The 21,761-nt window shown below is 71.5% G+C and carries 22 protein-coding genes; 17 read left to right on the forward strand and 5 right to left on the reverse strand.

Translation table 11 applies throughout. The annotated features are described in order from the left end of the window. Positions 1 to 208 precede the first annotated feature (208 nt). Positions 209 to 691, forward strand: coding sequence for a GNAT family N-acetyltransferase (locus EAO76_RS15070; protein WP_148836457.1), 483 nt, complete (start codon positions 209 to 211; stop codon positions 689 to 691). Positions 692 to 1,224: 533 nt separating this feature from the next. On the opposite strand, the gene EAO76_RS15075 is transcribed toward EAO76_RS15070, so the two are convergent. Both EAO76_RS15075 and EAO76_RS15080 read right to left on the reverse strand, forming a co-directional pair. Further along, entirely contained in the window at positions 1,225 to 1,893 is a 669-nt protein-coding gene (locus EAO76_RS15075) for a response regulator transcription factor (protein ID WP_148836458.1), read from the reverse strand. Further along, the gene (locus EAO76_RS15080) at positions 1,890 to 3,032 is read right to left on the reverse strand and encodes a histidine kinase (RefSeq protein WP_222872168.1); all 1,143 of its coding nucleotides are present in this window, start codon (positions 3,030 to 3,032) and stop codon (positions 1,890 to 1,892) included. The genes EAO76_RS15075 and EAO76_RS15080 overlap by 4 nt, the downstream gene beginning before the upstream one ends. Positions 3,033 to 3,150: 118 nt before the next feature. On the opposite strand from EAO76_RS15080, the gene EAO76_RS15085 reads away from it, so the two are divergent. The 5 genes from EAO76_RS15085 to EAO76_RS15105 all read left to right on the forward strand — a co-directional run bounded on the left by EAO76_RS15085 (position 3,151) and on the right by EAO76_RS15105 (position 7,228). Beyond that, positions 3,151 to 3,330: a hypothetical protein gene (locus EAO76_RS15085; protein WP_148836459.1), complete on the forward strand. Its 180-nt coding sequence runs from the start codon at positions 3,151 to 3,153 to the stop codon at positions 3,328 to 3,330. A gap of 17 nt (positions 3,331 to 3,347) precedes the next feature. Further along, complete coding sequence (locus EAO76_RS15090; protein ID WP_148836460.1) at positions 3,348 to 4,253, forward strand: ABC transporter ATP-binding protein; 906 nt, start codon at positions 3,348 to 3,350, stop codon at positions 4,251 to 4,253. Further along, positions 4,250 to 5,242, forward strand: coding sequence for an ABC transporter permease subunit (locus EAO76_RS15095; protein ID WP_148836461.1), 993 nt, complete (start codon positions 4,250 to 4,252; stop codon positions 5,240 to 5,242). The genes EAO76_RS15090 and EAO76_RS15095 overlap by 4 nt, the downstream gene beginning before the upstream one ends. Positions 5,243 to 6,108: 866 nt before the next feature. Continuing rightward, positions 6,109 to 6,576: a hypothetical protein gene (locus EAO76_RS15100; RefSeq protein ID WP_262375486.1), complete on the forward strand. Its 468-nt coding sequence runs from the start codon at positions 6,109 to 6,111 to the stop codon at positions 6,574 to 6,576. Positions 6,577 to 6,643: 67 nt separating this feature from the next. After that, complete coding sequence (locus EAO76_RS15105; protein ID WP_148836462.1) at positions 6,644 to 7,228, forward strand: DUF4240 domain-containing protein; 585 nt, start codon at positions 6,644 to 6,646, stop codon at positions 7,226 to 7,228. Between the two features lie 64 nt (positions 7,229 to 7,292). Here the strand turns inward: EAO76_RS15105 and EAO76_RS15110 are convergent, their stop codons facing one another. Both EAO76_RS15110 and EAO76_RS15115 read right to left on the reverse strand, forming a co-directional pair. Next, a complete protein-coding gene (locus EAO76_RS15110; RefSeq protein WP_148836463.1) occupies positions 7,293 to 7,682 on the reverse strand; it encodes a GntR family transcriptional regulator in 390 nt (129 codons plus the stop codon). Further along, positions 7,679 to 8,383, reverse strand: coding sequence for a hypothetical protein (locus tag EAO76_RS15115; RefSeq protein WP_148836464.1), 705 nt, complete (start codon positions 8,381 to 8,383; stop codon positions 7,679 to 7,681). The genes EAO76_RS15110 and EAO76_RS15115 overlap by 4 nt, the downstream gene beginning before the upstream one ends. Before the next feature lie 128 nt (positions 8,384 to 8,511). Here EAO76_RS15115 and EAO76_RS15120 point away from each other — a divergent pair, with 128 nt between their 5' ends. Beyond that, positions 8,512 to 8,991: a hypothetical protein gene (locus EAO76_RS15120; protein WP_148836465.1), complete on the forward strand. Its 480-nt coding sequence runs from the start codon at positions 8,512 to 8,514 to the stop codon at positions 8,989 to 8,991. Positions 8,992 to 9,101: 110 nt separating this feature from the next. Here the strand turns inward: EAO76_RS15120 and EAO76_RS15125 are convergent, their stop codons facing one another. Beyond that, positions 9,102 to 10,286 carry a M20 family metallopeptidase gene (locus EAO76_RS15125; protein ID WP_148836466.1) on the reverse strand — a complete coding sequence of 395 codons (1,185 nt, stop codon included), beginning with the start codon at positions 10,284 to 10,286 and terminating at the stop codon, positions 9,102 to 9,104. A gap of 178 nt (positions 10,287 to 10,464) precedes the next feature. Between EAO76_RS15125 and EAO76_RS15130 the strand changes: the two genes are divergently transcribed. The 10 genes from EAO76_RS15130 to EAO76_RS15170 form a co-directional block, all read left to right on the forward strand. After that, positions 10,465 to 11,088, forward strand: a complete 624-nt coding sequence (locus EAO76_RS15130; RefSeq protein ID WP_148836467.1) for a TetR/AcrR family transcriptional regulator — start codon at positions 10,465 to 10,467, stop codon at positions 11,086 to 11,088. Between the two features lie 69 nt (positions 11,089 to 11,157). Further along, a complete protein-coding gene (locus tag EAO76_RS46215) occupies positions 11,158 to 11,856 on the forward strand; it encodes a TetR family transcriptional regulator C-terminal domain-containing protein (RefSeq protein ID WP_262375487.1) in 699 nt (232 codons plus the stop codon). Then, complete coding sequence (locus EAO76_RS46220) at positions 11,853 to 12,041, forward strand: amidohydrolase family protein (RefSeq protein WP_316248340.1); 189 nt, start codon at positions 11,853 to 11,855, stop codon at positions 12,039 to 12,041. The genes EAO76_RS46215 and EAO76_RS46220 overlap by 4 nt, the downstream gene beginning before the upstream one ends. A 367-nt stretch (positions 12,042 to 12,408) precedes the next feature. Beyond that, entirely contained in the window at positions 12,409 to 14,019 is a 1,611-nt protein-coding gene (locus EAO76_RS15145) for an ABC transporter substrate-binding protein (RefSeq protein ID WP_262375488.1), read from the forward strand. Then, complete coding sequence (locus EAO76_RS15150; RefSeq protein WP_148836470.1) at positions 14,019 to 15,005, forward strand: ABC transporter permease; 987 nt, start codon at positions 14,019 to 14,021, stop codon at positions 15,003 to 15,005. Before EAO76_RS15145 ends, EAO76_RS15150 begins: the two co-directional genes overlap by 1 nt. A gap of 2 nt (positions 15,006 to 15,007) precedes the next feature. After that, complete coding sequence (locus EAO76_RS15155; protein WP_148836471.1) at positions 15,008 to 16,924, forward strand: dipeptide/oligopeptide/nickel ABC transporter permease/ATP-binding protein; 1,917 nt, start codon at positions 15,008 to 15,010, stop codon at positions 16,922 to 16,924. Further along, positions 16,921 to 17,727 carry an ABC transporter ATP-binding protein gene (locus tag EAO76_RS15160; protein WP_148836472.1) on the forward strand — a complete coding sequence of 269 codons (807 nt, stop codon included), beginning with the start codon at positions 16,921 to 16,923 and terminating at the stop codon, positions 17,725 to 17,727. The genes EAO76_RS15155 and EAO76_RS15160 overlap by 4 nt, the downstream gene beginning before the upstream one ends. Continuing rightward, complete coding sequence (locus tag EAO76_RS45405; protein WP_222872169.1) at positions 17,724 to 19,640, forward strand: S9 family peptidase; 1,917 nt, start codon at positions 17,724 to 17,726, stop codon at positions 19,638 to 19,640. Before EAO76_RS15160 ends, EAO76_RS45405 begins: the two co-directional genes overlap by 4 nt. A 23-nt stretch (positions 19,641 to 19,663) precedes the next feature. Next, entirely contained in the window at positions 19,664 to 21,034 is a 1,371-nt protein-coding gene (locus EAO76_RS45410; protein WP_262375489.1) for a serine hydrolase domain-containing protein, read from the forward strand. Between the two features lie 43 nt (positions 21,035 to 21,077). Continuing rightward, positions 21,078 to 21,761 (forward strand): M20/M25/M40 family metallo-hydrolase (locus EAO76_RS15170; RefSeq protein WP_148836473.1); only part of this gene is annotated, 684 nt, incomplete at its 3' end.

Consider the following 21,761-nt stretch of genomic DNA (forward strand, 5'->3'; position numbering starts at 1 on the left):
TTGCCGCGGACAATGGGGTGTTGTCTGCGGGACGGCTTCAGACGGGTCCCGCCGCCGACGTTCCGTCAGCCGCCCACCAGGGCCGATCGGGGAGCAATCGTCAAAACCTGTGGTCGATCCGTTGGTGTTGTGGATGGGGGTGGTGGCGAGATTCATCGGGCTTGGAAACCGGTGGCGCTGCTGCAAGTGACCGATTGAAGATGGCGGCATGAATGCGGAGCGGGTGACCTTGCGGAAGATGACGTCAGCGGAGTATCACGCGGCGGCTGAGCATCGTGAAGCCGAGTCGGTTCGTGTGCTCGGGAAGTTCATGCCGGAAGAGCTGGCGCGGGAGCGGTTCCGGCACGGCACGGCCACGTTCCTTCCTGACGGTGTCGACACGGCCGGTCATCATCTCGTGATGGCGGAGAACGGATCGGGCGAGGTGGTGGGTAACGCGTGGATCGGTCCGGACCCGGGTCAGGCGTCGGGCACCGCCGACTCCGCCTGGCTGTACGACATCAACGTCTTCGAGCCGTTCCGACGCCGTGGATACGGATCCGCCATCCTCGCGGCCGCCGAGGAACTCGTCGCTCGCGAGGGCAGGACAGCGCTCGCCCTGGATGTCGTCGGAGGCAACGAGGCGGCCATCGCAATGTACCGCCACAGCGGCTACGAAGTGTCGTCGATGTCCATGCGTAAGAACCTGTGAGAGATCCTGTGTGGTGAAGCGGAGGAGTCGCTCGTAGCAGCAGATGGCTGCGGCGAGGCCCTCATGCACTTCAACGCCGGGTTCGCCAGGGCCGTCAAAGGGACCGGCATCCGATCGCGCCGCCCCCGAGCGGACCTCGACCGCTGCCGAGCGGCTGACCGGGGCGGCCCGCAAGCCGATCACCGCCCTGGTCGGTCACTGACACTCGGTGCGTTCCCGCTCCGGCGCCTCGCCCGCCTCTCCCCCTCCAGTACGACCGCATCAACGTCCTCGGCCGCTACTCCTTCACCCGCCCGCCGTCGGTCGCATCCCCGCCGGCACCGCCGGATGGGCCCGAAACGGGTCTGCGAACGCCGCCACCCGTCCCGCCTGCCACAGCAGGTGCCCACCGCCTCAGCCGAACCGAGACAAACCGCCGCCCGGCGGCATCCGAGCCGGCCCGAGGAGGCCCGACCACGGCCTTGGGCCTATGTGCTGGAGCGAACGAACGGGACCGGACCCAACAGCACCGGCACCGAGCCCGCTTCACGCGCTCAGGTGCGTGGTCCCCAGGAGTCCATGAGGCGGCTCTGCCAGGCCCAGGCGGCGACCTCGACGCGATTGCGGACGCCGAGTTTGTCCTGAATGGTGGACAGATGGCTCTTGACGGTGCTGAGAGTGATGAACAGCGCGGTGGCGATCTCCTGGTTGGTGCGGCCCCGGGCGATGGCCCGGATCACATCCATCTCCCGTGCCGAGAGCGGCCGGGCGGGCCGGGCCGCGGCCGCCGTCCGCGCCGGGGCGAGGTCGCGGAGCAGGCGCAGGGTGATGGACGGGGAGATCAGGGCGTCCCCGGCGTGTGCGGCCCGGACGGCCTCGGTGAGCAGGGCGGGGGCGGCGCCCTTGAGGACGAAGCCGACCGCCCCGGCGTGCAGTGCGCCGTGGACGTACTCGTCCAGGTCGAAGGTGGTGACGATGACCACCCGGAGCGGGTCGGTGATTCCGGGGCCGGCCAGGGCACGGGTGACGTCGATGCCGTCCAGTCCGGGCATGCGGATGTCGACCAGGCACACGTCCGGGCGCAGTCGGCGGGCGAGTTCGACCGCTTCGGCGCCGTCGGCGGCTTCGCCGACCACGGTGATGTCGCCCTGGTCCTCCAGGATGAGGCGCAGGCCGCTGCGGATCATCGCCTGGTCGTCGGCGAGCAGGACGCGGATGCTCAACGGGTCTCCTTGCCGGGGGCGGGCAGGATTGCGCGGACCGACCAGCCGGTGTCCCGGCCGGGGCCGGCGCTGAAGTGGCCGCCGAGCGCCTCGACGCGTTCGCGCATGCCGATGAGGCCGAAGCCGCCGTGGTGTTTGGGCCGGGTGCAGCCGGGCGGGGCGTCGTCGGTGACCGTTACGGTGACGCCGTCCGGGCCGTGGGCGATGTCGATGACGGCGGAGCGGGCATGCCCGGCGTGGCGGGCGATGTTGGTCAGGGACTCCTGGACGATCCGGTGGACGGTGGTGGCCACTTCGGGTGCCCAGGGCGCGGGGTCGGCGGGCAGCCGCAGGCACACCTCGGGGCCGTGCCCGTCGAACCGGCGGACCAGTTCGGTCAGTTCCTGCCGACCGGGTGCGGTGGGAGCCGTGGTGGCGACGTCGTCGGTATCGCGCAGCAGCCCGACCACCCGACGCATCGCGGTGAGCGCCTCGCCACCGGCCTCCTCGATGTCGCTGAGAGTGGCGTCCAGACTCTCGGGCCGCCGCCCGGCCACGATCCGCGCGGCCTGGGCCTGGACGACGATGCCGGTGATGTGATGGGCGACCACGTCATGCAACTCCCGTGCCAGAGCGAGCCGCTCCTCCTGCCGGACCGCGTCGGTGGCGGCCCGTCGGCGGAAGTCCACGAAGCGCAGCCCCAGCCCGGCCCCGAGCGCGAGGATCCAGCCCTCGATCCCCACCCGGAAGGGCGTTCCCGGGCCCTCGGCCGTCAGCAGCCCGGCGGCCATCAGCGCCAGCCCGGCTGAAGCGACGGCAACGGTCGGGCGCCACGGGAGCGTTCTCGCAGCGGAGCCGCCGAGGACGAGCAGCCCCACGACGGCGCCGACGCCGGGCTCGCCCGGCAGATCCGCGACCCCGGCGATCACCGCGCCCGCCCCCGCGACGACCAGGCCGGCCGCGGCGGCCCAGCCCCGATGGCGCTCCCTGCCGAGTGCGATCAGGCAGACGACGGCGCCGACGCACGCGTCGACGGCCCAGACACGGCCCTGCACGCTGTACTGCACCGCCACGACGGTCAGTACGAGCGCGAAGAATGCGCCCAGCGCCGCGTTCACCACGGTTGTCGGCCTGCGGACCGGCCGCTCTGCTGTACTCACCCGGCTCACGCTAGCCCGCCCCGGCGGGCCGCCGAACCAGCCGAAAGTACGACTCCGTGCGCCCGGATGCGTCCCTTCGGCCGGTGCGCGGCCCGCAGCCGCTCAACAGGCTGTCCACATGCCTGATTTCACCTCCGCACCTCTCCTGCTCGCCGCGGCGGCGCACGCCGAGAAGACCGAACGGAGCCCGCTGCTGTACGCCTGGTGGGCGCTCAACCTCGCCGTGCTGATCGCAGTCGGCTACGGCGCGTACCGGTTCGTCAAGTCGTGGCGCGCAAAGCGCGCCCCTCGTGGCTGAACCGGAGGGGAGAACACATGACACCGGTACTGAAAACCGTGAAGCTCGGCAAGCGGTACGGCCGACACCACGCGCTCACCGACTGTGACCTGAACGTTCCGCCAGGACGGGTGATCGGACTGGTCGGCCCGAACGGCGCCGGCAAATCGACGCTGCTGCAACTGGCCAGCGGACTGATCACGCCCAGCTCGGGCACGATCCGCGTACTGGGCGCCACACCCGCCGCCGACTCCGCCCACCTGGCCAAGGTCGGCTTCGTCGCCCAGGACACACCCGTCTACGCCGAACTGTCCGTCGCCGACCACCTGCGGATGGGCGCCCGGCTCAATCCCGGCTGGGATCCGGAACTTGCCCGGCGCCGCCTCGCCCGCGTGGACCTCGACCCCCGGCAGAAGGCCGGCCGGCTCTCCGGCGGCCAGCGTGCCCAGCTCGCCCTGACCCTCGCGGCGGCCAAGCGACCCGAGCTGCTGATCTTCGACGAGCCCGCCGCCGCCCTGGACCCGTTGGCCCGGCGTGCCTTCCTGGACCACCTGATGGAGTCCGTCACCGAACTGGGCGCCGCCGCCATCCTCTCCTCCCACGCCCTGTCCGACGTGGAACGGGTCTGTGACTACCTGATCGTGCTGGCGGGCTCCCGGATCCAGCTGGCCGGTGATGTGACAGAGCTGCTGGCCGGCCACGTCCGGATCACCGGCGCCCGCTCCGCCCTCTCGGCCCTGCCCGCCGACGCAGACGTCATCGCGCTCACCGACCGCACCGAGCAGGAGAGGACCGCCCTGGTCCGTGCCGACCGCAGGCTGCTGGCCGGCGGTCCATGGGCGACGGCGGACGTGGGCCTCGAAGAGCTGGTCCTCGCCTACCTCGGCCGGACGGACCGGACCGATGGCCGACCTGTTCCGACTGCCGTGGAGGCCCGCCGATGATCTGGATGACCTGGCGTCAGTTCCGAACCCAGGCGCTGGTGGGCCTCGGGGCGCTCCTGCTCCTCGCCGTGTACCTCGTCGTGCTCGGCGGGCAGATCCACGGCGCGTACGACGACACCCTCGCCCACTGCGCGAATCGTGACGCCTGTACCGGACCGCTGGGTGCCTTCGCCGACCGCTACAGCCTCCGGACCGACCTGCTCGGCTACCTGCTGCTCGCTGTCCCCGGTGCCATCGGGGTCTTCTGGGGCGCACCGCTCATCGCCAGGGAACTGGAGGCCGGAACCCACCGCATGGTGTGGAACCAGAGCGTGACCCGCAGCCGGTGGCTCGCGGCCAAACTCGGCCTGGTGGGCCTGGTGAGCACGACCGGCGTCGGCCTGTACAGCCTGCTGCTGACCTGGGCGACCGGCCCGGTCGCCGACGTCCTCGACAACCGCTTCGAACCGGCGCTCTTCGCCTCGCGCAACATCGCTCCGCTGGGCCACGCGGCCTTTGCCTTCACCCTGGGCGCCACCCTGGGCCTGGTCCTTCGCCGTGCCGTGCCCGCCATGGCCGCCACGCTGGTGGTCTTCGCCGTGCTCCAGATCGCTGTACCCACAATGATCCGCCCGCACTACGAAGCGCCCGCCCGCACCTCGGTGCCACTCACCGCCGAACTGGTCGGCCGCCTGACGAAGATCGGCACCTACGGGGACATCGGCGGCCTGCGAGTCCCCGGCGGACCGTGGGTCGTCGAGACCAGCCCGATCCTCGACTCCGCGGGCAGGGAGGTCGGCCACACCACGTGGTTTCAGGACTGCATGGACCGCAGTTCACTCTCCGAACTGCCCACCTGCCTGGCCGAAGGCAACGTCCACGTCGAGATCGCCGAGCAGCCGGCCGACCGCTACTGGACCTTCCAGTACGTGGAAACCGCGCTCTTCGCCGTCCTGACGGCCCTCCTGGCCGCTCTCGCCTTCTGGCGGATCCGTAGGCATCCTGTCTGACGGAACACCGCCGCGACTCGCTTCCCGAACACGACGACGGCCCGGACCGCTGGTGCGCTCCGGGCCGTCGGGGAAGACGGAGGATACGAGATCCGAAATCGGGAGACACTTCCCTCACGAGGAAGACGCCCGGCGTGGTGAGCGCCCCCGGCACCGATCCGGGCGGTTGCGGGACCGGTCGCCGGCCCGGCCCCGTAGCTGCTCGTACGGTCGGGCATGAGTGCCCTGACAGGACGGTGCTCCCGGGACGGGGATGCCGTGGTGGGCAGAGAGATGGCGGTCGGGGACCATGCGGCGGTGCCGGACTGTTTGCGGCCGATCCGGGTCCGGTGCCGGTGGCGAGGTCGGCCTGGCCTTCGCCGGTCAGGCGCATCAGGGCCTGGACTGTGAGCCGGAGGGGGCCGCCCTGCGCTGGGCATATGCGTACTCCGCGTCAGGTGTGCGTGGTCGGTGCCGGGGGCTGCGTCGCGGTTGTGTGCCGGGCCTGGTCCGGCACGGTGGTGACGCCTGGCCGTACCCGGCACGGGCCCGGTACTGGGCGGCGCGGATGCCGGACTCCAGTGTTCCGTCGTGCCCGGTGCGGCGGGGCCGGGCCCGGAGGATTTCCTCCTGGGCGGTGATCTCGGTGAAGGCCGTCCCGGGCCCGCGGTTCCGGAGGAGGTTCGGTCCGGCGGTCGGGTGATGCGACCGGGGTGCGGCTGGTCATCGAGCGGTACCGAACCCGGTGCGGTTCGCCTGCCGCCACATCGGCAAGATCGGCTGCACGACCTGGCGGCACAACGTTGTGGGAAGCTCACGTCCGCCGCGCCCGAAGACTGTCCGTGCTCGCCAAGTCCCTTCTATTACAGACGTGTTGGAATTTCTTTATGGTCACTTTCGCTGACGGAACCACGCGCCTGAGCCCGGACGAGCTCGCGCACCGCCTGCGTGCCGAGATCGAGCGGCTGAGAGACGAGGCGACGCGCCAGAGGAAACTCGCCCACCGCCGGGCCGAGTTCTGGGCCAAGTTGGACATCGCCCTCGGTTTCCCCGCAGCCCTGCTCGCGGGCACGGCGGGAGCGGCAGGACTGGCCTCGGCGGACGTGCGCGTTCCCGCCGCCCTTGCCGCTCTGGCCTCTGCCGGGTTCGCGGCGGGAGCGGGCTTCCTGCGCAGCGACACCAGGCGCCGCGCCAACAAGCGTGCCCGGCACGCATGGGCCTCGGTCGAGGCCAGGGCCGTGGTGACGCTGACCCGGGAGCACGTGGCCCACGAGGACCTCGGCGACCTGCTGGAATGCCGCCAGGCCGCACTGGCGGCCTACGACGGTGAGGAGCCCCGGCCCGAGGCTCCGTGATCCGCTACTGCTGTTCTCGCACGGGGCTCTCGGGTGTGTGTCAGTGGTGGTTGCGATCCTGGGCGGCATGGACGAGAAGACCTTCTGGGCGCTCATGGATGAGCTGGGCCGTCGCTCCGGTGGCCGACACGAACGGTTGGAGTGGCTGCGCGGGGAGTTGCGGGGCCGGCCGGCCGCGGAGGGGGTGGAGTTTCAGGCACGTCTGGAGGCCGCGTGCGAGGCGGTTGCCACGGGCGCGCTGTGGCGGGCGGTGCGCCGGATCGAGAGTGGTTTGTGCTCCGACGACGGCTTCGACTACTTCGCGCTCTGGCTGGTGGCCCAGGGGCAAGGGACGTACAGGGCGGTGCTCGCCGATCCGGATGCCCTCGCCGACGTTGCCGAGGTGCGGGCCCTGGCGGGACGGCACCCGCGAAAGTGGCGTGACGAGGAGTGGCCGGAATGGGAGGAGCTCGACTACGTGGCCCAGGAGGTGTTCGACGAGCTGGCGGGCCGGGGGAACGACTGCCTGGAAGCGTTCCACGAGGCCCTGGACGCCGTCCAGGAGACATGGGCGAAGCCCGAGGAAGCGATCTGCACCGCAGAAGCCGCGGCGAGGATCGGGACACCGCGGCTCGACGCCCTCTTTCCCGCAGAAACCGGCCCCGGCACGTGACCCGCCGGGCGGACGGGACTTTTGAAACACGACCCGGGCCCTCTCCGGGGTCACCTCCCTGAGGTCACGGCGTATCGCGGCACGCGAGAGCCTGTCGGATCGCCGCGAGGGCTTCCTCTTCAGTGGCCTTGAGCTGCCTGGCCACGGCCGCGTAACTGCGCGCGTGTTCCGCGAGTTTCACCTTGATGTCGGCAGTGGCCGCAGGAGCGACGACCTGAGTGCCGGAGCCGCGGCGGCTCTTGACCAGGCCGGCGGTCTCCAGCTCGCGGTATGCCCGCACCACGGTGTTGTTGGCCAGCCCGAGGTCGGAGGCGAGCTGGCGCACGGACGGCAGTCTGTCCCCGTGATTCAGCCGACCGACGGAGATCAGATCCGCCAGTTGTGCGCGGAGTTGCTCGTACGGCGGGACAGGCGAAGCCTGGTTGACGTTGACGCTGATGCCGTTTGTCGTCATGGTCGAGCCTTGATGTATGCCTGCGGCAGCAGCAGGACTCCCAGACAGTGAGACGCGGTCAGTGCGGAGGTGAGAGCGGTGACAGCCAGCCCCCACAGGGCCACGCTCTTCATCCCGCCCGCGCAGGACATGCTCAGTACCGCAGCGCCCATCGTCAAGGATACGGCGAAAAGAGGGGCGGTCACCACCACTCCCCAGGCGCCGACCGCCGCCCGGACGCTCGTGCGGCGTTGGTCGTCGCTCCCGCGCCGCGCGGTGACGTGGCGCAGAAGCAATGCGCAGGCAACGGTGCCGAGGGCGAGACCGCCGAGGGTCGGCCAGGCGTAGTAGGGGCCGGGCCAGGGCGAGAGCAGTTGGGTGCCCTTCGGGCACGTGACGGAAAGAGCCCGTCCCGCACGGCCGTCGGCGTCCTCCGAGCCCGTCGCGGCGGCGACGATCAGGAGCACCGTCAGGACAACAGCCTGCGTGACCAGTGCGGCAGTCAGGAGTCGGGGCAAGTGGTCCCGGATCCGGCGCGGCGCCACTTCGGCCACTCGCAGCCGGCCAGGACTCGGGCGCGCGACCACATCCGCCGCGAACACGCCGCCCATGACGCACAGACCGAATACGGGAAACCCGTACAGCAGATCCACATCGGGCTCGGGGCTGAAGGAGACCAGGGCGTTGACGGCCAGACCGGACGCCGCACCGACCCATCGCACAGGAGTGTCCAGCCTCGCTCGCCATGCTCTTTCCGTTTCAGCGGCAGCAGACATGGCCGACCCCGTTCCCTCTCGATGTGTATCAACTCTGTGACACACTGCCCGACGCGTCGAAGTGTGTCAAGGAAGTGACACACTTCCCTGTTCGATACCGGCCTCCGGCCTTCTGCTCCCGCGCACCACTCGCCGAGGACGGCTACCGCCCCTACGGCCGCCGCATCCCGATCGTGGCGACCACGCCGGACCTGCTGCGCGAGCACGGCCCGGCCGGGCCCGCGTTCCGGCGCTTCGGCCGTGACCGTCACCAGTCGCTGCTGGACACGGTCGGCAACCCGCGCCGGGACGCCCACCTCGCCCGCCGCCGCCGGACCACCCGGGAAAAGGAACGGCGCCGCGAGGAACGACACCGCGCGGAGCGGGAAGCGCGGCGGCCGACGTGCGTGGACTGCGGACAGAAGTTCACCGACGACCGCTGGAAGGCGGTCGAATACACACGGGACCGGAGCAGGCGACAGCCACACCCGCACCTGTGCGAGGAATGCCGGAGCCGGGCCGTTGGCCAGGGCGAGGACCGCCTCGTGCTCGGCAGGCTGCCGAAGGCGCGGTGAACGCGATGGGCCCGGCCTTGGCCGAGCAGGCACTCGCCGGGCCGACCGGTCACGACGCCGGCATCGCATGCCCCGGCACACCCCGGATCCTGCCCCGGGCCCTGCGTGCGTCAGCCGTGCCGAGCGGTTACGCAGCGGGCCCGCCACTCGGTATCGGAGGCCAGGTCCAGGCCGGTCCATGCCATCGCGAGTGCTCCGTCGAGCACCGCGTCGTCCGCGGCCGGGCTCGCGGTCTCTTCGGCGAACTGCCGGGTGTGCGGCATGCCACCGGCGCCCAGCACCCCGAGGCCGGGGTGGATGGCGGGCAGGGCGTGGGTGACGTTGCCCATGTCCGTGGAGCCGCCCGTGCCCTGCGGCACCGGACCGGGCTCGGGCACCTCCCGCCCGGTCGCGCGCAGATTGCGGGCGTAAGAGGCCATCAGCGCAGGGTCATGGCGCAGATCGAGGTAGTCGGGCTGGATCTGCCGTACGGCCACGGTCGTTCCGGTGGCGAGCGCGGCGCCGCGGAAGCAGTTCAGCACCCGCTCCCGCAGCTCGGTGAGTTCCCCGCCGGTGGGGGTGCGCACCTCGTACTCGAGCACCGACCGCTCGGGGATGATGTTCGTACGTTCCCCGCCGAGACGGACGATCCCGGACACCCGGTACCCGTCCCGCAGCTGCTGGCGGAGCTGGCCCACCGCGACCTGGGCGACGACTGCCGCGTCGGCGGCGTTGAGCCCGCCCTCGGGGGCCGCCGCGGCGTGCGAGGCCCGGCCGGTGAAGGTGACCTCGAAGCGACCGACCGCGTTGCTGGAGCCGCGTGGGTCCGTGATGTCCACGGGGAAGGGGTGCACCATCATCGCCACCGTCACGTCGTCGAAGGCGCCGCGTTCGAGCATCAGCACCTTGCCGCCTCCCTCCTCCTCGGCCGGGGTGCCGAGCAGCTTCACCTGGAAGCCGAGTTCGTCGGCGACCGAGGCGAGCGCGATCGCCGCGCCCGCACCGGCGGCGCAGATGATGTTGTGTCCGCAGGCATGGCCGATCTCGGGCAGCGCGTCGTACTCCGCACACACCCCGATCGTCAGGTCGCCACTGCCGTACTCGGCGGTCAGCGCGGTCGGCAGGTCGCACACCGCGCGATTCACGGCGAAGCCGGCGTCCTCCAGCAGTATCGCGAGCCGTTCGGCGGCCCGGGTCTCGGTGAACGAGATCTCCGGATCGTCGTGCAGGGCATGACTGAGCTCCAGAAGCCGGTCCTTGTACGTGTCGAGGCGGGCGACGACGCGGTCGCGGAGCGATGAGTCGGCTGCGGGCATGGGGGTCCCCTCCACTGAAGCAGACGCGCAAAAATAGAAACTATCCGTTTCCTTAAACGATCACATGTCTACTCGTTCGTCCAGAAAATAGCCAGGAGGTGGCAGCGGTGGCACCGCCTCAGGGAAACCATCCGTTTCTCATTGACGTGCGGCGCCGCATGCCTCGAAATGGGATGTCATGGCTAAGATCACTCAGCGGCCGGTCGGCCGACCCCGCAGCGAGGACGTCCGGGACCGGGTCATCGGCGCGGCCGACGAGTTGCTCGCCGAGGTCGGCTATCTCGGCATGACCATGGACGAGATCGCGGTACGCGCGAAGGTGTCGAAGAAGACCCTCTACCGGTGGTGGCCGCACAAGGCGGCGGTGACCGCCGAGGCGCTCGTCGCCCGTGCCGACGTACGCGCCGTTCCCGACCTCGGTGACACCCGCGCCGAACTGCACGTCGTCTTCGACCACATCGACGAATTCACCCGCGCCCGGGACACCTTCACACGGTTGTGTCTGACCGAGGCGGCAGTCGACGAATCGGGCGTCCTCCGCTCCTTCCTCGATGTCGTGCTGCGGCGCCGGGACCAGGTCCGGGCCGTCATGCAGCGCGGGATCGCCCGCGGCGACCTCCCTGCGGACATCGACGCCGACGCGCTGCTCGACCTCTGGAACGGGTTCTTCGTCTACCGGCGGTCCTTCCGGCCCGCTCCCGTGCATGACGACACGGTGCGGCAGCTGGTTGATCTCGCCCTGGCGGGACAGGTGCCGCGCCTGCCCGCCGAAGGCCGGACCGGCGGCCGTCCGGCCGACTGACCGGCGTCCGATGTGAGCCGGTGCCCAAAGCTGTGCGCCGGTGCGGCCGATTCGGGGAGGCCGTCGCCCGTGTCAGGCCTCCTCGGCCGGATCCGGCCGGTCGACGCGGCCGCCTCGGTCGCCCCGGCCGAGGGGCTGGAGGGCATCACACCGCGCGGGATCGGCGAGCGCCTCGGCGTACGTCCGGGACTGGTGAGTCACTGCTTCCCAGTGGTGGACGAACTGGTGGCAGAGGCGGTCGGCCAGGTCGTCGGTGCCGAGCTGGACATCCTCGTACCGCCCGGTCGGGCCGGGAGCACCCCCGTCGAACGGCTCGCGCATTTCTTCGTACTCGCGACCGGAGAAGGGCACGGCGCACTCAGCCGCCTGTGGATCAACGCCCGGCACCTGAGCCGCTACCGCCCCGTCCTGCGCGACCGGGCCGGCCGCCAGGAGACCCAGTGGCGCGAGCGGCTGGCGCAGCTGATCCAGGACGGTGTCGGCAGCGGCCGCTTCCGCACCGCCGACCCGTGCGCGAGCGCCGTTCAGATCCTCGTCGACGGCCACATCCGCCCCCTCATGGGCGCCGAGCTCGCCCACGGCCCGGACCTGTCGGGATGCGCCACCCTCAACGAGGTACGTCGGGCCCTGGCGCGGGAGACCGGAACCCTGGCCCCGGAACGTGGCTGCGCGACCCGGGCCTTGATTCGAACGTCTTCGGCGACCGGCCCGTCGTGTCCGCCGCCATCGGTCAGGCCCTCGCCGCTCTCGGAGCGCTCCAGGGCATGACCCCCAATCCTGCCCGCGCGGCAGGAGCGGAGCACGAGTCGGGGCGGCCGGCCATCGGCCACCGCGCGGACTTCACCGTGCTCGCGGAGAACCCGCTCGCCACACCCGCCACCGACCTGACCGGCCTTCCCGTCGTGCTCACCGTGGTCGACGGCCGCACCACCCACCGCGACGCCGGCCTGTGACGGAATGTGGGGCGAGGCGTCCGGGGACGCCTCGCCCCACTCCGCCCCGCCGCCCGGCGCGGCCCCGGCAAAGGCTGAACGGCGTGACGCCTCCCGCGAGAGCCGCTCAAGCGAATCCGTACTCAGGGACTCCCCGACCGCCGGATCGACCGCCGGGGCGACCGAGGGATCAACCGTCGGTCCGGGCGTCGGCCCCCTGTCCGGGAATCCGACGGAACCTCTCCGTCCTTGTAACCGGGCGTATGTCTTCGGTGCGGAGCACCGTCGGGGAGCCAGTTTTTTGTGCGGCGCCACCATTCGGAGACGGTTCGCCGCTGCCTACTGTTCCCTCACTCGGCGGCAGAGTGCCGCTCCCCCGGAGGTGACCATGGCCAGCACCGCAGGCACGGAGACCAGCAGCAGAACGGCCCGCAGGACCCGGACGGCGGCCGCGGTGGTCATGGTGCTCGGCCTCGTCGGCACTGCGGCCGCGTGCGGCGGCGACACGTCCGCCGGTGGCGGAGACGGGTCGACGGTGGTTGTCGCCGTCGCCGGTGACCCCGGCAGCCTCAGCCCCACGACAGCGCTGGTCAATACCGCGTTGGCGATGAACTCCTTCGCGTACGACACGCTCGTGCACATCGACGCCGACGGCTCGCTGGTGCCGGGAGTGGCGGAGAAGTGGTCCGCCACGACCACCTCGGCAGAGTTCACCATCCGTTCCGGTGTCACCTGCGAGGACGGCTCGCCGCTGACCGCCGAGGACGTGGCGGCCGAGTACAACCACATCGCCGATCCGAAGAACCAGTCGCCGATGCTCGGCCTCTCGGTCCCCGTCACCGCCGTGGCGAAGGCCGACCGAGCGACCCGGACGGTCACCGTCACCACCACGAGGCCCGCGCCGTTCATCGTGCAGATGGCCCGGCTGCTGCCGCTGCTCTGCAAGAACAGCCTGGCGAAACCGGCCGCACTGGCCAGGGCCACCAACGCAAGCGGCCCCTACCGGCTGACCGAAGCGGTTCCGGGCGACCACTACACGTACGTCAAGCGGGACAAATACAGCTGGGGGCCCCGCGGGTCCACCGGTGCGGGCATGCCCGGCAAGGTGGTGGTCAAGGTGGTCGCCAACGAGTCGACCGCGGCCAATCTCCTGATGGCTGGTCAGATCAATGTCGCTCTCATCAACGGCGCCGACCAGGACCGGCTGGACGCGGCCAAGGTGAAGTACCGCAGCTCCACGGCGCTGTTCGGACAGTTCCTGTTCAACCAGGCCGTCGGCCGTCCGACCGCCGATCTCGCGGTGCGCAAGGCCCTGGTCTCCGTACTGGACCTGAAGCAGCTGGGGAGCGTCGCCACCGGCGGGAAGGGCAAGCCGGCCACCGGCATCGGCGAGAACACCCCCACCCCCTGCACCGGCGACACGGTGACGGGCAATCTCCCCGCCCACGACACGGCGCAGGCCGCCGCCGCACTCACCGCGGCCGGCTGGAAGAAGAGCGGCGGTACCTGGACCAAGGACGGCAAGCCGCTCGCCGTCGGGCTCAGCCACGCGACCAACCAGGGGCCCCAGGTCGGCTCGGCGGTCGAACTGGCCGTCCAGCAGTGGACGTCCTTCGGTGTGAAGGCGACGGCGAAGCCCACCGGATCCGGCAGCATCATCAGCACGCTCGGCGGCGGCGACTGGGACATCGCCTGGGCGCCCATCGGAGTCACACTTCCCGACCAGCTCACCCAGTTCTACGACGGTCCGCCGCCGCCGAAGGGCAACAACTTCGGCTCCGTGGTCAACCCCGACTACCACCGGCTCATCGCCCGGGCCGCCGCCAAGCCCGGCGACTCCGGCTGTCCCCTGTGGGAAGCGGCCGACGCCGCCCTGGTCAAGCATGTCGACATCGTGCCGATCGTCAGCAAGGCGAACCGGTACTACGGAAAGGGCGTCACCTTCGAGGTGGACGGCAGCGGCATCGTGCCGAGCACCCTGCGCCGGAGCGTCGGCTGATGGCGACGATCACCCCGGACGTCCTGGGGGCGAGCGTCCGCAGCCCCTGGGCCGGATTCCTCCTGCGCCGCACCTGGCGACTGCTGGTCTCGCTCGCGGCTCTGGTCACGGCCGCGTTCGCGATGATCCACCTGATTCCGGGCGACCCGGTCCGGGCCGCTCTCGGTACCACGGCCGACCCGGCCCTGGTCGCGGCCCGCAGGGAGTCGCTGGGCCTGGACCAGTCGCTGCTGAAGCAGTACGCGGACTTCGTCGGAAATCTCCTCCAGGGCAGGCTCGGGGAGTCGATCGGCGCGCAGATGCCGGTCTCCGACATCATCTCCGGCCGGCTGCCGGCCACCCTGCAGATCGCCGTTCCGGCGTTCGCGCTGATCCTGCTGATCGCTGTACCCGTCGGCATGACGGCCGCGGTGCTGACCAAGGACGGCCGCAGGCGGCGCGGTGAACTCGCCTTCACCGGGGTCACCGGATTTCTGGGCGCGGTGCCCGAATTCCTGCTGGCGGTGGGCCTGATCGCGGCGTTCGCGGTGGCCTGGCCGCTCTTCCCGGTCGCCTCGCGGGGCGGTGTGGACTCCTACGTACTACCGGTGCTGGCCCTGACCGTCGTACCGGCGGCCTCCCTGTCGCGCATCGTCCGGGTGGAGGCGCTGCGGGTGCTCGGCGAGGACTACATGCGGACCGCGCGGGCGAAGCGGCTTCCGGCCCGGCTGCGCTATCTGCGGCACGCGCTGCCCAATCTGCTGACCTCCTCGCTCACCTTGGGCGGCCTGCTCTTCAGCTCGCTGCTCGCCGGCACCGTGCTGGTCGAGAACGTCTTCGCCTGGCCGGGCCTCGGCACCACGATCGTCCAGGCGATCACCGAGAAGGACTATCCGCTGGTCCAGGGCGTGGTGCTGGTCTACGGGGCGGCCGCGCTGCTGATCACCTTCGTCGTCGACGTGGCCGTGGCCGTCGCCGACCCCCAGTCCACCGTCCGCGGGAGTTGACGATGCCTCATCACGACCATGACAGCTCGCTGCGGCACCGGCTCGGGCGTACCCTCCGGACACCGATCGGCGTCACCGCGCTCACCGCCTGCCTGCTGGTCGCGCTGGTCGCCGTCCTCGGTCCCGTGCTGCTCGGCGACCGGGCGGCTCAGGTCGACACGGACGCGATCAACCAGGGCAGCAGCGCCGCCCACTGGCTGGGCACGGACCAGCTCGGCCGGGACATCGCCGCCCGTGTCGTGGTGGCGACCCGGCTGACCCTGGGGCTCACCCTGCTGGCCGCCGTGATCGGCGTCGGTGGCGGGCTGCTGCTGGGTGTCGCCCCGGCGGTCGTGGGCCGGCGCCTCGGACGGCTGATCACCGCGACCGTGGGCGTGCTGGTGGCCTTTCCGGGGCTGCTGTTCCTGCTCTTCCTCGCCACGGTCTTCGGGGTGGGCAGCACCGGCGCGGTGTTCGCGGTGGGGCTGGCCATGGTCCCGCCCATGGCACGGCTGGTACAGAACCTGACGGCGTCGGTCGCGGGTTCCGACTACGTCGCAGCCGCCCGGATCCTCGGCGTGGGCCGGTTCAGGATGGTGGTACGTCATCTGCTGCCCAACATCGCCGAACCGTCGGTGCTGTTCGCCACCCAGGCGACCGGCGGCATCCTGGTCGCATTCTCCGGCCTCTCCTTCCTCGGGCTGGGCGTACAGCCGCCGCAGTACGACTGGGGGCGGCTGCTCAACGAACAGCTGAACCGCATCTTCGTGAATCCGGCGGCCGCCCTGGCGCCCGGCGCGGCCGTCATCTTGACGGGGCTGATGTTCGGGCTGGTCGGCGAGGCGCTCGCACAGGCCGGTGGCCGACGGGCGCCACAGGCACCGGAGACGGCACCGCAGGAGCAGCCGGGGACACCGGACGAACCGGCCGCCGAGCACAACGGCGGTGCTCTGGTCCGGGCGCGCGACCTGCGGGTGACGTTCCCCGGCGGACGGCAGGCGGTACGCGGGATCTCGCTGGACATCGCCGAGGGCGAGGCCGTCGGCCTGGTCGGCGAATCCGGATCCGGCAAGAGCCTGAGCGCGCTGGCGCTCGCGGACCTGGTGCCGCACCCGGGCCGGGTCTCGGCCGGAGCCCTCGGCTTCGACGGGCACGACCTGCGGGCGGACCCGCGGCTCGGCACCGAACTCGCCATGGTCTTCCAGGACCCGATGGCCTCGCTGAACCCCGCCCTGCGGGTGGGCCGGCAACTCGCCGAGGTGGCCGAGGTGCACCTGGGAGCGAGCCGCGCCCAGGCCACGGCGCGTGCCGTCGACCGGCTCGGCGCCGTCCGTATCGCCACCCCCGGACGCCGTGCCCGGCAGCGGCCGCACGAGTACTCGGGCGGGATGCGGCAGCGCGCCGTCATCGCGATGGGACTGATGGGGAAGCCGAAACTGATCATCGCCGACGAGCCCACCACGGCGCTCGACGTGGCGGTCCAGCAACAGGTGCTCGACCTGCTCGCCGAGGTGCGCGAGGAAACCGGCACCGCGCTGCTGCTGATCTCCCACGACCTCGCCGTCGTCGCCCAGGTCTGCGAACGGGTCCTGGTGATGTACGCGGGCCTGGTCGTCGAGAACCTCCCGGTCACCGAACTCCTCGGCGGCGCCGCCCACCCGTACACCCGGGCACTGGTCGGGGCGGTCCCGACCATGACCACGGACCGCGGCACGGAGCTGGCCACCATTCCCGGCCGACCGCCGGAGCCGGGGGAGACCGGCACGGGGTGCCCGTTCGCGGCGCGCTGCGAACGGGCCCGGGAACGCTGCCACGAAGACACCCCCGAACTGACGGACCTCGGGCCGGGACGGCAGGTCGCCTGCTGGTACCCGGTCGGTACGGCAGCGGCGGGCCGACCCGTCGCGTCCACGGCACACACGGCGAGGGCCACCTCATGAGCTCACTCGAACTGCGCGGGATCACGGTCCGCTACGGCCGTTTCACCGCCGTGGACAACGTCGACCTGCTGGTACCGGAAGGCACAGTCACCGGACTGGTCGGCGGGTCGGGGTCCGGGAAATCGACCCTGGGCAAGGCCGTCGTCGGCCTGGCGCCGAAACAGTCCGGGCAGGTACTGATCGACGGGAGCGAGGCTCCCCGCCGGCGCGGGCGAAGCCCCGTACAGCTGGTGTTCCAGAACCCGTACGCCTCGCTCGACCCCCGCATGACCGTCGGCGCCTCCGTGGCCGAGGCACTGTCCGGCGGAAGCGGAAGCGGAAACGGAAACGGGAGCGGGGCGCGGAGCGGACGGCGGGCCCCGGCCCGTGAACGCCGTGCCGCACGCGACGCCGAGGTGGCGCGCTACCTGGAGCTCGTCGGCATGGACCCCGCACGGGCCGCCCTCACCCCGGACGCCCTCTCCGGCGGCCAGCGCCAACGGGTCGCCCTGGCCAGGGCCCTGGCCGCCCGGCCCGCCGTGCTGATCGCGGACGAGATCACCTCGGCCCTCGACGTGTCGGTACAGGGCGCGGTGCTCAACCTGCTCCGCCGGCTCCAGCGCGAACTGGGCTTCGCGATGCTCTTCATCTCCCACAACCTCGCGGTCGTCCGCCACCTCTGCGACCAGGTCGCCGTCCTGGACGGCGGACACCTGGTCGAATGCGGCCCCACCGACCGGGTGCTGGACCACCCGGAGCACCCGACGACCCGCAACCTCATCTCCTGCGTACCCGACCTTGCCCTCGCCGAGGAGGCGTCATGACCCGACCGCTGACAATCGAAGACCTGTACCGGTTCGAGATCCCCGGCGACCCCGCGCTGTCGCCCGACGGCGAACGCGTCGCCTACACCCTGACCACGCAGGACGCCGGGAACGACCGGGTGCTCCGCTCCATCTGGGAGGTACGCGCCGGAGGCGGCCCGGCCCGGCGCCTCACCCACGGCCCGGCGGACACCGCGCCGCGCTGGTCCCCGGACGGGGCGCGACTGGCCTTCCTGCGCGCCGGCCGACTCCATCTGCTGTCCGCCGAGGGCGGAGAGGCCGTACCGCTCATCGCCCCCGAACGGTGCCCTGCCGGGGCGGGCGCACCGGTCTGGAGCCCGGACGGGACGTGCATCGCTTTCGCCGCCCCCGAGAGCCGGCGCGCGGACAGCGCACCCGTCGTCATCGACGCCCTCGGCTGGAAGGCGGACGGGGCGGGCCTGATCGGCTCGGTCCGCACGCAGCTGTTCGTGGTGGACGTGGAAACGGGCGAGGTCGTACAGCTCACGCACGACGACCGGCACGTCGGCTCGCCGAGCTGGTCGCCCGACGGCACCCGGCTCGCCTACCCTGCGCAGACCGGCCCGGACTCGGCGGTGCTCGGCCCCTCGGCCGCCCACGTCGTGGAGGTCAGGACGGACGCGCCCGAACCCCGCCGGATCGGCTCCGCCGACGGTCTCGCCGGCCCGGTGAACTGGTACCCCGACGGATCCGCGCTGCTCGTCGTCGGCCGCACCACGTTCGGCGTCGGCCACTCCGAGCTGCTGCGCCAGCCGCTGGACGGCTCCGCCCCGGTCCCGGTCAGCGCAGCCCTGGACCGCAACATCCTGCCCGGCGGGCCCGGCTACCCGGGCGCGCTGCCGCAGTTCCACGGCGACGACATCGTGTTCTGCGCCCGCGACCGGGGGGCCACCCGCCTCTACCGGGTGGGCGCGGCCGGGATCAGTGCCTCCCCACTGCCCGCCGGCACCGGCGTCAGCGGCTGCTCGGTCGCCGCGAAGGCCGGACGGGCGGCGGTCGTGGTCTCCGACACGGCACGCTTCGCCGAGGTCGTGCTGCTCGACCTCGACGACTGGACGTCCGGGCAGCAGCCCGCGCGGCTCACCGACCACATGGCGCGGTCACTTCCGGAGATCGCCCTCCACCCGGTCGCCGAACGTGAGTTCGAGATCGCGGACGGCACCGTCGTGCACGGCATGATCACCCGGGCCGCGGACACTCCCCCGGGCGGTCCGCTGCTGGTGGACGTGCACGGCGGCCCGCACAATGCCTGGGCCCCGCACTCCGACCCGGTCCACCTCTATCACCAGGAACTGGCCACACAAGGCTGGACGATCCTGACGCTGAACGTCCGCGCCAGCGACGGCTACGGCGAGGCGTTCTACACCGGTGCGGTGGGCGCCTGGGGCGAGACGGACGAACAGGACGTCCTGCAACCGGTCGCCGCCCTCGTTGCCGAGGGGCTCGTCGACCCCGGCCGGATCGCGCTCACGGGCTACAGCTACGGCGGCTACCTGACCTGCTGGCTCTCCGCCCGCACCGACCTGTTCGCCGCCGTCGTCCCGGGCGGCGTCCTGGTCGACCTGAAGAGCATGGCCGGCACCTCCGAAGAAGGACACCTGATCGCCGAGCACGAGATCGGCGACCCGGCCCGGCTGGCGGAACTCTCCCCGCTCAGCCACGCCGACGCGGTATGCGCGCCCACCCTGATCCTGCACGGCAGCGCGGACGACACCTGCCCGGTCGGCCAGGCCGAACAGTGGTTCCACGCCCTGCGCACCAGGGACGTACCGGCCCGGCTGGTCGTCTACCCCGGCAGCTCGCACCTCTTCCTCCTCGACGGCCGGCCATCGCACCGGGAGGACTACTCCCGCAGGCTGATCGAATGGGTCACCACGCACACCAACCGCTGAACGAAACGGAATCGGAGCACAACATGACCGACACCACCGAGCTGTCAGCCCGCTGGACCACCCGCCTCACCGAACTCGCCGCCCGTCACTCCGTGCCCGGCGCCTCGCTCGGCATCCTGCACCGCGGCGAACTGGTCGCGGAGACCGCCATCGGCATGGCCAACACGGAGGCCGGGATCGGGGCGACCACCGACACCCTCTTCCAGATCGGCTCGATCTCCAAAGTCTGGACCACCACGGTGGCCATGGCCCTGGTCGACGAGGGCATCCTCGAACTGGACGCCCCCGTCTCCTCCGTACTCCCCGAACTGCGGCTCGCCACCGACGAATTGACCGAGGGTCTGACGATCCGGCACCTCCTGACCCACACCAGCGGCATCGACGGCGACCTCTTCACCGACACCGGCCGGGGCGACGACTGCCTGGAGAAGTACGTGGCGCTGCTGGGCGACACCACCCCCAACCACCCGCTCGGCGCCACCATGTCGTACTGCAACGCGGGCTTCACCCTGCTCGGCCGGGTGCTGGAGGTCGTCACCGGCGTCCAGTGGGACGAGCTGATGCGCGAGCGCCTGTACCGGCCGCTCGGCCTGACGCACACCGCGACCCTGCCAGAGGAGGTGCTGCGCTTCCGCTCCGCCATCGGGCACCTGGGGATTCCGCCGACGCAGGCCCCCATGTGGGGGCTGATGCGCTCGGCCGGGCCGGCCGGACTGATCTGCTCCACACCGCGCGAGGTGCTGGAGTTCGCCCGGCTGCACCTCGACAAGGGCGTCACCGCGGACGGCACCAAGCTCCTCTCGGAGGAGTCCGTCGCCGCCATGCAGACCCCGCAGGTCGAACTGCCCGACCCGTACATCCTGGGCAACGCCTGGGGGCTCGGATGGTTCCTCGACACCTGGGACGGACAACGGGTGTACGGGCACGACGGCAACACGATCGGACAGAGCGCCTACCTGCGGGTCCTGCCCGAGGCCGAGCTGGCGATCTGCCTGCTCACCAACGGTGGTGACGCCTCCGGCCTCTACCGGGACCTGTACGCCGAGATCGTCCAGGACCTGGCCGGGGTGACGATGCGCACCACCCTCGCGCCCGCCACGGAGCCGGTGGCGGTGGACCCCGCCGACTACGTCGGCGTGTACCAGCGGCTCTCCAGCCGGGTGGAGATCGTGGAGCGGGACGGTGGCCTGGTGATGCTGGACCGGATCACCGGCCCCCTGGCCGAACTGGCCCCCGACACGGAGAACGAGTACGAACTGCACCCCGTCGAACCCGGACTGTTCGTCGTGCAGCGGCCCGGATTCGAGCTCTGGGTCCCGGTCGTGTTCTACACACTCGCCGACGGCACCCCGTACATCCACCACGGTGGCCGCGCCACCCCCAAGGTGGGCTGACGTGACCGGACTCGTCACTGCTTTGGAGGCTGGGCTGTCGCGGATGTTGGATGACATCGGGGAGTTGGTGTGTGCCGAGTCGCCGAGCGGGGACCTGGTCGCGGTTGCCGGTTGTGCGGGGGTCGTTGCCGGTCTCGGTGCCCGGCTGACCGGTGTGGTGCCGGAGTGGCTCGATGGTTCGGGGCGGCCTGCCCTGCGCTGGCGGTTCGGTTCCGGTGACCGGGTCCTGTTGCTGGGCCACTTCGACACGGTGTGGCCGGTGGGTTCGCTGGCCGCTCACCCCTTCGGGGTCGGCGGGGGACGGCTGACCGGGCCCGGCTGCTTCGACATGAAGGCGGGTGTGGTGCAGCTGTTCCATGCTCTGTCCGTCCTCGACTGCCTGGAGGGGGTGTCGGTGCTGCTCACCGGGGACGAGGAGATCGGTGCTCCCACTTCGCGTGCCCTGATCGAGGCCGAGGCCCGCCGGACCGGGGCCGTGCTCGTTTTGGAGGCGAGTGAGAACGGTGCGCTGAAGACGGTCCGCAAGGGTGTGTCGAGTTACGGGCTGGGCATTGCCGGACGTGCGGCGCACGCCGGGCTCGAACCCCACCGCGGTATCAACGCGACCACCGAACTGGCCCATCAGGTCCTCGCGCTGTCGGCGCTCGCCGATCCGGCGAGCGGCACCACGGTGACCCCGACCGTCGCCTCGTCGGGCACCACCCGCAACACCGTGCCCGGCACGGCC

Origin of the sequence: Streptomyces sp. sk2.1, from assembly GCF_008120935.1 — a bacterium.
Taxonomy (GTDB): domain Bacteria; phylum Actinomycetota; class Actinomycetes; order Streptomycetales; family Streptomycetaceae; genus Streptomyces.

Coding starts and splice junctions, on each gene's coding strand:
- EAO76_RS15070 (WP_148836457.1), top strand. CDS start 209: ATGAATGCGGAGCGGGTGACCTTGCGGAAGATGACGTCAGCGGAGTAT.
- EAO76_RS15085 (WP_148836459.1), top strand. CDS start 3,151: ATGCCTGATTTCACCTCCGCACCTCTCCTGCTCGCCGCGGCGGCGCAC.
- EAO76_RS15090 (WP_148836460.1), top strand. CDS start 3,348: ATGACACCGGTACTGAAAACCGTGAAGCTCGGCAAGCGGTACGGCCGA.
- EAO76_RS15095 (WP_148836461.1), top strand. CDS start 4,250: ATGATCTGGATGACCTGGCGTCAGTTCCGAACCCAGGCGCTGGTGGGC.
- EAO76_RS15100 (WP_262375486.1), top strand. CDS start 6,109: ATGGTCACTTTCGCTGACGGAACCACGCGCCTGAGCCCGGACGAGCTC.
- EAO76_RS15105 (WP_148836462.1), top strand. CDS start 6,644: ATGGACGAGAAGACCTTCTGGGCGCTCATGGATGAGCTGGGCCGTCGC.
- EAO76_RS15110 (WP_148836463.1), bottom strand. CDS start 7,682: ATGACGACAAACGGCATCAGCGTCAACGTCAACCAGGCTTCGCCTGTC.
- EAO76_RS15125 (WP_148836466.1), bottom strand. CDS start 10,286: ATGCCCGCAGCCGACTCATCGCTCCGCGACCGCGTCGTCGCCCGCCTC.
- EAO76_RS15130 (WP_148836467.1), top strand. CDS start 10,465: ATGGCTAAGATCACTCAGCGGCCGGTCGGCCGACCCCGCAGCGAGGAC.
- EAO76_RS46220 (WP_316248340.1), top strand. CDS start 11,853: ATGACCCCCAATCCTGCCCGCGCGGCAGGAGCGGAGCACGAGTCGGGG.
- EAO76_RS15145 (WP_262375488.1), top strand. CDS start 12,409: ATGGCCAGCACCGCAGGCACGGAGACCAGCAGCAGAACGGCCCGCAGG.
- EAO76_RS15150 (WP_148836470.1), top strand. CDS start 14,019: ATGGCGACGATCACCCCGGACGTCCTGGGGGCGAGCGTCCGCAGCCCC.
- EAO76_RS15155 (WP_148836471.1), top strand. CDS start 15,008: ATGCCTCATCACGACCATGACAGCTCGCTGCGGCACCGGCTCGGGCGT.
- EAO76_RS15160 (WP_148836472.1), top strand. CDS start 16,921: ATGAGCTCACTCGAACTGCGCGGGATCACGGTCCGCTACGGCCGTTTC.
- EAO76_RS45405 (WP_222872169.1), top strand. CDS start 17,724: ATGACCCGACCGCTGACAATCGAAGACCTGTACCGGTTCGAGATCCCC.
- EAO76_RS45410 (WP_262375489.1), top strand. CDS start 19,664: ATGACCGACACCACCGAGCTGTCAGCCCGCTGGACCACCCGCCTCACC.